We start from the raw sequence: 11,026 nt of genomic DNA, 5'->3' as shown, positions 1-11,026 counted from the left end.
GAGCGAGCGTGTTGTGGGCGCTGCTGCGTGACGGACGGGTCTTCACCGCCGCCCCACCGGTCACGCAAGCGGCTTGACTTCGTCATTGAGACTCCAGCCCAAAGCCGCTACGTCAACCGCGCGGTACTGCGCGGGCCGCACCCAGGAGGAGGCACCACGTCCGAGGAGACCGAGCGAGGTACCAGTACTGAGAAGGCAGACACCTCACAGTGCTAACTCGTCAAGTTGCCCTCGTCGAACGATTCGTCCCCCCACCGCCCCCACAGCGTGTGGTGCCAGTAGTCGGCGTCGGCAGCGGGACGAGCCACTGAGGGCACCGGTCCAGGGCCCGTCTCGATGAGGTGCACCAGCGTCCAGGCGACGCCGTAGCAGTCGTCGGGTCCAAAGCACGCAGCCAGCGCCTGTGCTTCCTCTGCCGTGACCGGTCGGGAGATTGCCCGAAGCTGCTTGTCGCGTCGGTCGATCTCTTCTTCGCTCGCGTCCCAGTCGGGGAGTGGGCCGTCGGCGACGAACGCCTGCACTTCGGGTCTCATGCTCGAATGATCAGCTGCTGTCGCTGTCATGGGCAAGGCGTCTTGGCGGATCGTTCAGCCCTGCCCCCGGTCGGCATGGCCTGGCCATGCCCGCTGTGTGCCCGTCCGGTCGGTCACGAAGGGGGAGCCACGGGGAACAGAGGTGTCAGCACCACTCCCGCGCAGGTCAGCTACACCGCAGGTGAGGGCAGTCGTGCATACGTGGTCTTGCAAACAGGTGCTCCAGGACCATGCCGGCCACCGCGGTAGCATCCCGCATGCTCATTCCCTGGCGATCAAGTGCCGAGATGTTCGCGCAAATGCTGAGGCAGCGTGGGGTCGAGCCCGATGCCGTGCGCGACGTCAACGCTGCGTGGGAGGCCTTTGCCGAGTTTCTCCAGATCGAGATCGCAGGGATCGAGAGTCCTGAGAACGATGGCGACGGCTTCATCGTCGAGTGGGGCAAGTGGGACTGGAACGATGACCAGCCTGCGCTGTCCTTTGGGCGGCTGCTCGCGGCCAACGATGGCGGAGAGCGTGAAGATCCGCACTGGCAGCCGGAGTACTGGAAGGTGGAGTTGCAGCTCATCTTCGGCGAGGATCCGGCATGGGCTGATCTCGACAGCTTGGGACATCAGGACACCGGGTTCGATTACGACGAGATCGGCGCATCAAGGACTGCCGCTCTCGGAGAGATGCGTCGCTTCATCGAGTCCTATCCCCAGCTGGCCGCTATGTGGCGAGCCGAACCCGCTCGCAGCGACTTGACCCTCGAACGAGCGGGGTAGCTACCGCGCCCGGTACAGCAGCCCCGTACCGCAGCCCCAGTGACCTTCCCCGTTCGCTACCGTCCCTCCGGCGCCTCGTAGCGGCCGGTACGACCGTCGCTGACCGATCCGGCTAGAGCTACGGATCACAAGGTCCTGGGCCCGTGGCGGCGGGGAGGTCAGTCCAGCCACACAAGCATCGCGTCTCCATCTCGGGCGGCGGCCTCGAAGAACTCCGTCAGTCCGGCGTACCAGTCCCGTGCCCACTCGAGGGACTCCGGTGTGTCCCATCCCAAGGGGTACACCTCGGCCGCGTTCAGCTCGTGAGGATCGACAGCCTTGATGAGTCGGTCATACGTCGTGCGGCGCAGGGCTTCAGCTCCCAGGCGAACGCGATCCGCAGGCAGATAGCGGGGCGGACCGTATCCCCAGTCCTCGGTCTCGGCGAACGGCTCCTCGCCGTGGACGACGTCGACAGGAAAGCCGGAACGCCGCAGCAGGAAGCCCAGAAGGTCCCATGTCTTGTAGGTGCTGAAATGACGGGCCTCGGCCGGCGGGGGCTCCGGCTGCTCTTGGGCGTCCTGTGTCTCCTCGATGAGGTCGAGTGCCCAGTCCGGGTCCTGGATGGCGCGCTCCAGCTCCGCCGCCGTCACACGGAAGTACTCTCCGATCATGCTCATGGCCGGGACGGTACGCGCCGCCACTGACACCGGTGGCGCCGTCCATCTGGCAAGGAGACAGGGCATGTGATCGTTTCCCGGGCCGTCCGTGGGCCGTGCGGGGGCGCTCGACGGTGACCGACGACGACAACCAGTGACAGATCAACTACGAGGGTGCCCCGCGAAAGGGGCAGGTCGGCGGCCCTCGATCGGACGGGTTTCGTTCCAGGGGTGGCGGTCAGGCAAGATGGGGTGTATCTGCCCACTCACTGATTGCCGGACGGTTTCTCTTGGCTGAGTACATCTACACCATGCGCAAGACGCGCAAGGCGCACGGCGACAAGGTGATCCTTGACGACGTCACGCTGAGCTTCCTGCCCGGTGCGAAGATCGGTGTGGTCGGCCCGAACGGCGCCGGTAAGTCCACCGTGCTGAAGATCATGGCTGGTCTGGAGCAGCCGTCCAACGGCGATGCCTTCCTCTCGCCCGGCTACACGGTCGGCATGCTCCTCCAGGAGCCGCCGCTCGACGAGTCCAAGACCGTCCTGCAGAACGTCCAGGACGGCGCGGCCGAGATCATGGGCAAGCTCCATCGCTTCAACGAGGTCGCCGAGCTCATGGCGACCGACTACTCCGACGCGCTGATGGAGGAGATGGGCAAGCTCCAGGAAGACCTCGACCATGCCAACGCGTGGGACCTGGACACGCAGCTCGAGCAGGCCATGGACGCGCTGGGCTGCCCGCCCGGCGACTGGCCGGTCACCAACCTGTCCGGTGGCGAGCGGCGCCGCGTCGCGCTCTGCAAGCTGCTGCTGGAGGGCCCCGACCTGCTGCTCCTTGACGAGCCCACCAACCACCTCGACGCAGAGTCGGTGCAGTGGCTCGAGCAGCACCTCGCCAAGTACCCCGGCACCGTCGTCGCCGTCACCCACGACCGGTACTTCCTGGACAACGTCGCCCAGTGGATCCTGGAGCTCGACCGCGGCCGCGCCCACCCGTACGAGGGCAACTACTCCACGTACCTGGAGAACAAGGCGTCGCGCCTCAAGGTCGAGGGTCAGAAGGACGCCAAGCGCCAGAAGCGGCTCAAGGAAGAGCTGGAGTGGGTCCGCTCCAACGCCAAGGGGCGCCAGGCCAAGTCCAAGGCCCGTCTGGCCCGCTACGAGGAGATGGCGGCCGAGGCCGACAAGATGCGGAAGCTGGACTTCGAGGAGATCCAGATCCCGCCGGGCCCGCGTCTGGGCAGCGTCGTCGTCGAGGTCGAGAACCTGAACAAGGCCTTCGGCGAGAAGGTCCTCATCGACGACCTCTCCTTCACGCTCCCGCGCAACGGCATCGTCGGCATCATCGGTCCGAACGGCGCCGGCAAGACCACGCTGTTCAAGATGCTCCAGGGCCTTGAGGAGGCCGACTCCGGCAAGATCAAGGTCGGCGATACCGTCAAGATCTCTTACGTCGACCAGAGCCGCGAGAACATCGACCCGAAGAAGACGCTGTGGGCCGTCGTCTCCGACGAGCTGGACTACATCAACGTGGGTCAGGTGGAGATGCCCTCGCGGGCCTACGTCTCCGCCTTCGGCTTCAAGGGTCCGGACCAGCAGAAGCCGGCCGGGGTCCTCTCCGGCGGTGAGCGCAACCGCCTCAACCTGGCGCTCACCCTCAAGCAGGGCGGCAACCTGCTGCTCCTCGACGAGCCGACCAACGACCTCGACGTCGAGACCCTCTCCTCGCTGGAGAACGCGTTGCTGGAGTTCCCCGGCTGTGCCGTGGTCGTCTCCCACGACCGCTGGTTCCTGGACCGGGTCGCCACGCACATCCTGGCGTACGAGGGCAACTCCAAGTGGTTCTGGTTCGAGGGCAACTTCGAGTCGTACGAGAAGAACAAGGTGGAGCGGCTCGGCCCGGACGCGGCCCGTCCGCACCGTGCCACCTACAAGAAGCTCACCCGGGGCTGAGGCAGTCAGTGGCTCGGCATATTTACCAGTGCCCCCTGCGCTGGTCGGACATGGATGCCTTCGGGCATGTCAACAACGTGGTCTTCCTCCGCTATCTGGAGGAGGCCCGCATCGACTTCATGTTCCGGCTGGCGCCGGGGGACGGTTCACCGTCGTTCTCCGGCGGGTCCGTTGTGGCCCGGCACGAGATCGACTACGTACGGCCGTTGGTCCACCGGCACGAGCCGGTCACCGTCGAGTCGTGGGTGACGAAGATCGGCGCGGCGTCGCTGACGATCGCGTACGAGATCAAGGACCCTGACCAGGTGTACGTGCGGGCCTCGACGGTCGTCGTCCCGTACAACCTGGAAGCGGGTCGCCCGCGCCGCATCAGCGCCGAGGAGAAGTCCTTCCTCCAGGAGTATCTGGACGAGGGCGTGGAGGGCGCGCTCGCCGCATGACAGCGCCCGTGCAGACCCTTCGGCTCGCCGACGCGAGGGAGGCGGCGGATCTCGCCGCCTTCCTCGGTCGGCTGATCCACTACGACCGGGCCGCCGCCGTCCGGATCCAGGCCGGTGGCGGTGCGATCGCCGTGTTCGGCAGGCCGCCGTCGTTCGAGGTCCTCGCGATCCGCACGGCACGGGTCGCCGGGCCCGAGGGGACCGTCCGGCTGGATGTGACCGTCTCGGCCGGCGAACTGCTGGAGTCCGTGGCGGGCGCCGAGCTCGTCGTACCGGCCGCGGTCACCGGTCCGCCCTGGGCCGGGGTGCTGCCCCCGCGCGGCGGCTGGCGGGAGCTGCCCGGACTGCCCGGCGTCGCCGGGATGCAGGGCGCGGTCGCGGCCGCGGTCGCCGAGTTCCGTGCCCGCGACGAGGCGCTGCCGCCCGAGCGGCGCACCCGGGCTGAGCGCGACCGGATCGGCCGCGAGATCTGGTCCCGCACCGTGGGCGACACCGGCCTGCCGCTGCGGGCCGTGCACGCCGCCCAGTCGCTGGGCTTCCTGCGCCCGACGCCGGAGGGCGTGACCGGCGTTGCGCTGCTCGCGGCGGGGAGCTGGCTCCGGCTGCGCACGCCGTTCGGTTCGGTCGCCGTACGGACGGCCGGAGTCGGCGGGCTGACGGTCACCCCCACCTGAACCCACCCCTGCCTGAACCCCCACCTGAACCCACCCCTGCCTGAACCCCCACCTGAACCCACCCCTGCCTGAACCCCCACCTGAACCCACCCCCACCTGAACCCTGCCGTGACCCACGAGAATTGGTCCGCATAAGGTCGTCCGGACCGGGCAGACGAGCCGTCAGCGCGTCCCGTGCAACGGGAGTGCGCCATACGCAACACCTGCGTCAGGGGGTTCGTGGCGATGACGGACAGGGCCAGTGCCGTGCAGTCGGTGGACCGTGCCGTGAGCGTGCTGGAGAGCCTGGCCCGGCACGGCGAGGCCGGGGTCACCGAGATCGCCGACGAGCTGGGCGTCCACCGCTCGACCGCGTTCCGCCTGCTCGGGGTGCTGGAGAACCGCGGCCTCGTCGCCCAGGCCAAGGACCGCGGCAAGTACTACCTCGGCGCGGGCGTGCTGCGGCTCGCCGGGGCCGCCGCCGTGCGGCTCGACATCTCCCAGGAGGGCGTTCCGCTCTGCCGCGAACTCGCCGACGAGCTCGGCGAGACCGTGAACATCGCCGTGCTCGACGGCTCCGCGGCCGTCAACATCGCCCAGGCCCGCGGCCACGCCTCGATCACCACCTACAACTGGCTGGGCCGCCGCACCCCGCTGCACGCCACCTCCAGCGGAAAGGTGCTGCTCGCGCACGGCCCGGCCGCGGTCAGGGACGAGGTCCTCACAGGCGGCCTGGCGCGCTTCACCGAGCGTACGGTCACCTCGCCGCAGGCACTGAGGGAGCAGCTGGCCGCCACCACCGAGCGCGGATTCGCCACCGCGGTGGAGGAGCTGGAGATCGGGCTGAACGCCGTCGCCGCACCCGTGCGCGGCCACGACGGAGCCGTGCTCGGAGCGCTCAGCACCTCGGGACCCGCGTACCGGCTGGGCGAGGATCGGCTGCCGGGACTGGCCGACCGTACCGCCGCAGCGGCGCGGGAGCTGTCGCGCCGCCTCGGCCACAGCGGCTGAACCCGCCCCGGACAGCCCCGGCCGGCCCCAGCCCCACCGCAACCCCGGACCGCTCCGGACCGCCCCGCCAGGCTGCCCCCGAGCGGCCGCTGCCGGCCATTTACAAGGGGTTAACCCACGGCTCTTGACGGTCACCGCGCCGCGTTCCCACTATGGCTCCCATCGTCTCCCATCGCGCAATCCGTCGTGCACTACGCAACAACGGAGGGGTGTGATCGTGCCCAGCACGCGTGTGGTCGTCATCGGTGCCGGGATCGTCGGCTGTGGGCTCGCGGACGAACTCACCGCGCGTGGCCGGTACGAGGTCACGGTCCTGGAGAAAGGCGCGCTTCCCACTCCGGGCGGCTCCACGTCCCACGCCCCCGGGCTGGTCTTCCGCACGAATCCGTCCCGGACGATGAGCACGTTCGCGGGCCGCACCATCGAGAAGTTCACCGAACTCGGGGCCTTCGACCCGGTCGGTGGCCTCGAAGTCGCCACCACGCCCGCCCGGTTGGCCGACCTCCACCGCAAGGCGGGCCTCGCCGCGTCCTGGGGCGTCCGGGGCGAGGTCATCGGCCCGCAGCGCTGCGGCGAGCTGTGGCCGCTGCTGGACACGGACCGGATCCTCGGCGGCTTCCACACCCCCGACGACGGGCTGGCGCGGGCCGTCGACGCGGCCGACGCCATGGCGCGCAGGGCGGCGGCCCGCGGCGCCCGCATCCTCGACCGGCACACCGTCACCGGTATCACCCGGGACGGCAACCGGGTCACCGGCGTCGTCACCGACCGGGGCACCTTCCCCGCCGACGTCGTGATCTCGGCGGCCGGGTTCTGGGGGCCGGTGATCGGGGCGATGGCCGGGGTGACCGTACCGCTGCTGCCGCTCGCGCATCAGTACGCCACCACCGCGCCCGTGCCTCAACTGGCCGGCGCCGCCGGAGAGCTGCCCATACTGCGGCACCAGGACCGCGACCTGTACTTCCGTACGCACCAGGACCGCCTCGGCATCGGCTCGTACGCACACCGGCCCATGCCCGTGGACCCGTTCACCACCGACGGGTCTGAACTCGCCTTCACCGACGAGGACTTCGCCCCCAGCTGGGACGATGCCGGTGCGCTGCTGCCCGCGCTGCGGCAGGGGGCCGTCGACCACGCCTTCAACGGGATCTTCTCCTTCACCCCCGACGGCATGCCGCTGCTCGGCGAGTCCCGCGAGCTGCGCGGCTTCTGGCTCGCCGAAGCGGTCTGGGTCACCCACTCCGCCGGCGTCGCCGAAGCCGTCGCCGACTGGCTCACCGACGGCCGCCCGCCCCTCGACCTGCACGAATGCGAGCTCGGACGTTTCGAGACCGCCCAGCTCACCGCGCCGTACATCGCCGGGCGCAGCGCGCAGAGCTTCATCGAGGTGTACGACATCGTCCACCCCCTCCAGCCCCTGGAGCAGCCGCGCCCGCTGCGCACCAGCCCCTTCCACCCGCGCCAGCGCGAACTCGGCGCGTACTTCCTGGAGGGCGGCGGCTGGGAACGGCCGCACTGGTACGAGGCCAACGCCCCGCTCGCCGCCGGACTCACGCTGCCCGACCGCGACCCGTGGTCCGCCCGCCACTGGTCGCCCATCGCCGCCGCCGAGGCGCTGGCCACGCGCGAGCGGGTCGCGCTGTACGACATGACACCGCTGCGGCGCCTCGACGTCACCGGGCCCGGCTCGCTCGACTTCCTCCAGCGGATGACGACGAACCAGCAGGCACGCACACCAGGCGCGGTGACGTACACCCTGCTCCTCGACGAGGGCGGCGGGATACGTTCCGATCTCACCGTCGCCCGGCTCGCCCCCGACCGCTTCCAGCTCGGCGCCAACTCCCCGGCCGACCTGGACTGGCTGGCACGCCACGCACCCGAAGGCGTCCACGTCCGGGACATCACCGCCGGCACCTGCTGCATCGGCGTCTGGGGCCCGCTCGCCCGCGAGCTCGTCCAGCCCCTCACCCCCGACGACTTCTCCCACACCGGCTTCGGCTACTTCCGCGCCAAGGAGACGACCGTCGGCCATGTGCCGGTGACAGCCCTGCGCGTCAGCTACGTCGGCGAGCTCGGCTGGGAGCTGTACACCAGCGCCGACCTGGGGCTTCGCCTCTGGGACACGCTCTGGGACGCGGGCCGGGACCTCGGTGTGGTCGCCGCCGGCCGCAGCGCCTTCAACTCCCTGCGGCTGGAGAAGGGCTACCGCGCCTGGGGCCAGGACATGACCGCCGAGGACAGCCCGTACGAGGCCGGAATCGGCTTCGCCGTCCGCCCCGGCAAGGGGGACTTCCTCGGGCGCGCGGCCCTGGACCCGGAGCGCGTCAGCCGCCGCCTGACCTGTCTCACCCTCGACGATCCGGCCGCCGTCGTCCTCGGCAAGGAACCGGTGTACGTCGACGGCGAGGCCGGCGGCTATGTCACCAGCGCCGGCTACGGCCACACGATCGGCCGCTGCATCGCCTACGCCTGGCTGCCGTCCGCCCTCCCGCCCGGCACCGGCGTCCACATCGAGTACTTCGGTGAGAAGATCGCCGCGACCGTGGCCGAGGAGCCCCTGGTCGACCCCCAGATGGACCGTATCCGTAGGTAGGAGGAGTTCGTGGCACCGACGTACGACGTGATCGTTCTCGGCCTCGGCGGCATGGGCAGCGCCGCCGCGCACCATCTCGCGGCACGCGGCGCCCGCGTCCTCGGCCTGGAGAAGTACGGCCCGGTGCACAACAAGGGCTCCAGCCACGGCGGTTCGCGCATCACCCGCCAGTCGTACTTCGAGGACCTCGCCTACGTACCGCTGCTGCTGCGCGCGTACGAGCTGTACGAGCGGCTCGAGCGGGACAGCGGCCGGGACATCGCCACGCTCTGCGGCGGGGTGATGGTCGGCCGGCCCGAGTCCCGGCCCGTCGCCGGGGCGCTGCGCTCGGCCCTGCAGTGGGATCTGCCGCACGAGATGCTCGACGCGAAGGAGCTGCGCCGGCGCTTCCCGACGTTCGCACCGCAGGACGACGAGGTGGCGCTGTACGAGGCCAGGGCGGGACTGCTGCGGCCCGAGAACACCGTCGCCGCCCACCTCCAGCTCGCGACCCGCGACGGCGCCGAGCTGCACTTCGAGGAGCCGGCCACCCGCTGGGAGCCGTACCGCGACGGGGTGCGCGTCCACACCGCCGAGAACGTCTACACGGCGGGGCAGCTCGTCGTCTGCCCCGGTGCCTGGGCGCCCGGACTGCTGGCCGGCCTCGGGGTGCCGATCACCGTCGAGCGGCAGATCATGTACTGGTTCCAGCCCACCGGAGGCACCGGTCCGTACACCCCCGACCGGCACCCGATCTATGTGTGGGAGGACGCCGACGGGGTGCAGATCTACGGGTTCCCGGCCATCGACGGTCCCGACGGCGGGGTGAAGATCGCATTCTTCCGCAAGGGCGCGGTGTGCACCCCGGAGACGATCGACCGCACGGTCCACGACGACGAGGTACGGGCCATGGCCGAGCAGGCCGCCTCCCGCATCCCCACCCTCCCTGGCGCCTTCCTCAAGGCCGCCACCTGCATGTACTCCAACACGCCCGACGAGCACTTCGTGATCGCGCGGCACCCCGCGCACCCGGAGTCCGTGACCGTCGCCTGCGGCTTCTCCGGGCACGGCTTCAAGTTCGTCACCGTGGTCGGTGAGATCCTCGCCGACCTGGCGCTGACCGGCGCGACCGCGCACCCCGTCGACCTGTTCGCTCCAGGGAGGCCGCTGTGACATCCAGCCTGATGGCGACCCTCCCCGGGAGGGCGTACACCGACCCCGGAACCTTCCGCCGCGAACAGGAGCGGATCTTCGAGGCGCTGTGGTTCTGCGCGATACGTTCCACCGAACTGGCCGCCCCCGGCGCCTACCGCACGGTTCAGGTCGGCACCGAGAACGTCCTGATCACCCGGAACGCGGACGGCGCGCTACGGGCCTTTCTCAACGTCTGCCGGCACCGTGGCGCGCGGCTGTGCGCCGAGTCCGCGGGCGAGGTCCGGCGCACCCTGCGCTGCGCCTACCACGCCTGGACGTACGACCTCGATGGGCGGCTCGTCGCCGCGCCCAATCTGGCGAGGATGAAGGACATCGACCGCGACGCGTACGGGCTGCGACGGGTGGCGCTGCGCGAATGGCTCGGCTACGCCTGGGTCTGCCTGGCCGAGGAACCCCCCTCCTTCGAGGACACCGTCATGGGGGCGGCCGTCGAACGGCTCGGGGACACCACGGCGATCGACCGCTACCGCACCGAGGAACTCGTCGTCGGCCACCGCATCGGCTACGACGTCGCGGCCAACTGGAAGCTGATCGTCGAGAACTTCATGGAGTGCTACCACTGCGCCACGATCCACCCCGAACTGACGGACGTCCTCCCGGAGTTCGCACGTGGCTATGCCGCGCAGTACTACGTCGGACACGGCGCCGAGTTCGCCCCCACCGCGCAGGGCTTCACCGTCGACGGCAGCGAGGGCTTCGGCCGGCTGCCGGGGCTCACCGAGGCGCAGGACCGCCGCTACTACGCCGTCACCGTGAAGCCCCAGGTCTTCATCAACCTCGTGCCCGACCACGTCATCGTCCACCGGATGTTTCCGCTGAGCCACGTGCGGACGCTCGTCGAGTGCGACTGGCTGTACGCGCCGGAGGTCGTCGCGTCGGGGGCGGACGTGTCGCGTTCGGTGGAGCTGTTCCACCGGGTGAACGTCCAGGACTTCGAGGCGTGCGAGCTCACGCAGCCGGCGATGGGCTCGCGCGCGTACCGCGGGGGCGGGGTGCTGGTGCCGAGCGAGCACCACATCGGCGCGTTCCACGAGTGGGTGACGGCCCGGCTGGCTTAGGCGCCGCCTGCGCCTCTTCCCGCAGCTGGGGCGGGCCCCGGGCCGCCGCAAGGCCCGCCGCAGGTGCGCACGGCGGGCTAGCGTGGGGCGTCGTCGGGCCAGACGCCGATGTGGTCCTGTTCGAGTTCGAGCATGACGCGGTGTTCCATGCCGAGGGCCGTGGTGTAGTCGGCGGGCAGTTGGA

Annotated in this window: 10 protein-coding genes and 1 pseudogene; 8 read left to right on the top strand and 3 right to left on the bottom strand. The window is 70.1% G+C overall.

Annotated elements, in window-relative coordinates:
• Positions 1-212: 212 nt before the first annotated feature.
• A complete protein-coding gene (locus tag ACWCP0_RS41490) occupies positions 213-533 on the bottom strand; it encodes a hypothetical protein (RefSeq protein WP_451083884.1) in 321 nt (106 codons plus the stop codon).
• Positions 534-763: 230 nt separating this feature from the next.
• Here ACWCP0_RS41490 and ACWCP0_RS41485 point away from each other — a divergent pair, with 230 nt between their 5' ends.
• Positions 764-1,300: a hypothetical protein gene (locus tag ACWCP0_RS41485; RefSeq protein WP_451083883.1), complete on the top strand. Its 537-nt coding sequence runs from the start codon at positions 764-766 to the stop codon at positions 1,298-1,300.
• A gap of 158 nt (positions 1,301-1,458) precedes the next feature.
• On the opposite strand, the gene ACWCP0_RS41480 is transcribed toward ACWCP0_RS41485, so the two are convergent.
• Entirely contained in the window at positions 1,459-1,959 is a 501-nt protein-coding gene (locus ACWCP0_RS41480; protein WP_451083882.1) for a YfbM family protein, read from the bottom strand.
• A 269-nt stretch (positions 1,960-2,228) separates the two neighbouring features.
• Between ACWCP0_RS41480 and ettA the strand changes: the two genes are divergently transcribed.
• The 7 genes from ettA (at position 2,229) to ACWCP0_RS41445 (ending at position 10,842) form a co-directional block, all read left to right on the top strand.
• The gene (gene ettA / locus ACWCP0_RS41475; protein ID WP_451083881.1) at positions 2,229-3,893 is read left to right on the top strand and encodes an energy-dependent translational throttle protein EttA; all 1,665 of its coding nucleotides are present in this window, start codon (positions 2,229-2,231) and stop codon (positions 3,891-3,893) included.
• Between the two features lie 8 nt (positions 3,894-3,901).
• Positions 3,902-4,333, top strand: coding sequence for an acyl-CoA thioesterase (locus tag ACWCP0_RS41470; RefSeq protein WP_451083880.1), 432 nt, complete (start codon positions 3,902-3,904; stop codon positions 4,331-4,333).
• A complete protein-coding gene (locus tag ACWCP0_RS41465) occupies positions 4,330-5,007 on the top strand; it encodes a hypothetical protein (RefSeq protein WP_451083879.1) in 678 nt (225 codons plus the stop codon). The genes ACWCP0_RS41470 and ACWCP0_RS41465 overlap by 4 nt, the downstream gene beginning before the upstream one ends.
• Before the next feature lie 225 nt (positions 5,008-5,232).
• The gene (locus ACWCP0_RS41460; protein ID WP_451083878.1) at positions 5,233-5,997 is read left to right on the top strand and encodes an IclR family transcriptional regulator; all 765 of its coding nucleotides are present in this window, start codon (positions 5,233-5,235) and stop codon (positions 5,995-5,997) included.
• A gap of 217 nt (positions 5,998-6,214) precedes the next feature.
• On the top strand, positions 6,215-8,590 hold the full coding sequence (locus ACWCP0_RS41455; protein WP_451083877.1) for a GcvT family protein: 2,376 nt from the start codon (positions 6,215-6,217) through the stop codon (positions 8,588-8,590).
• Between the two features lie 9 nt (positions 8,591-8,599).
• A complete protein-coding gene (gene solA / locus ACWCP0_RS41450; protein ID WP_451083876.1) occupies positions 8,600-9,742 on the top strand; it encodes an N-methyl-L-tryptophan oxidase in 1,143 nt (380 codons plus the stop codon).
• An 11-nt stretch (positions 9,743-9,753) separates the two neighbouring features.
• Positions 9,754-10,842: an aromatic ring-hydroxylating oxygenase subunit alpha gene (locus ACWCP0_RS41445; protein WP_451083885.1), complete on the top strand. Its 1,089-nt coding sequence runs from the start codon at positions 9,754-9,756 to the stop codon at positions 10,840-10,842.
• 77 nt (positions 10,843-10,919) lie between these two features.
• Here the strand turns inward: ACWCP0_RS41445 and ACWCP0_RS41440 are convergent.
• Positions 10,920-11,026 (bottom strand): annotated as a pseudogene (locus tag ACWCP0_RS41440) (ABC transporter ATP-binding protein); the annotation flags it as partial.

It is taken from the genome of Streptomyces sp. NPDC001970 (genome assembly GCF_053594115.1).
This window is presented reverse-complemented; position numbering and strand designations above follow the sequence as displayed.